The organism is Candidatus Thermoplasmatota archaeon, assembly GCA_029907305.1.
In the GTDB taxonomy this organism is placed as follows: domain Archaea; phylum Thermoplasmatota; class E2; order DHVEG-1; family DHVEG-1; genus JARYMC01.
In genome coordinates this window covers 1-526 of the sequence record JARYMC010000140.1, presented here as the reverse complement: position 1 = coordinate 526, position 526 = coordinate 1, and the positions used below count along the sequence as shown (strand labels likewise).

Here is a 526-nt window from a genome sequence, read left to right as displayed (position 1 = left end):
ACCTCTAACACAAACACAACAAATTCCAAAAAGAAAGAATCACCACTATTCAAAATAAGAACCGAACTAGCAATAGGTGAACGAATAAAAGATCTAGTTACAAGATTCCTAGGACAAAGAATATTTTTCTTAACGTTTCAATGGCTAAAAGAAAAACTGATAAATTCTTCTATTCCTGATCGGCTAGATACTGAAAAAATGCAATCCGTTGGTTGTTATACTTGTACTCCATTTTCAGTCTGCCATCCTAAATGTAACACTTATGAGACGCCTAAATGTCATTAATTTTCAAATAATTTACCTTTCTGTTTTTTTATTTTTAAATGATTATAAATAAAAAATTCGTTATTTTAATCAATTCTTACATAATATTTAAATACTACTAAATTAATTCTTACATAATATATAAATACTACTATTTAGACTAAAAATTTGGAAGGAGGTATAAGAAATGAATAAAAAAATATTAGTAGTTAGTATCTTAACCATTTTAATGCTGGTAACAATATCATTTGCAACAGCGGTT

At 26.6% G+C, this 526-nt stretch carries 1 protein-coding gene; it reads left to right on the top strand.

What is annotated here, in order from left to right:
* The coding region (locus QHH19_07350; GenBank protein ID MDH7518133.1) for a hypothetical protein at positions 1-285 on the top strand (285 nt) is incomplete at its 5' end.
* Between the last annotated feature and the right edge of the window lie 241 nt (positions 286-526).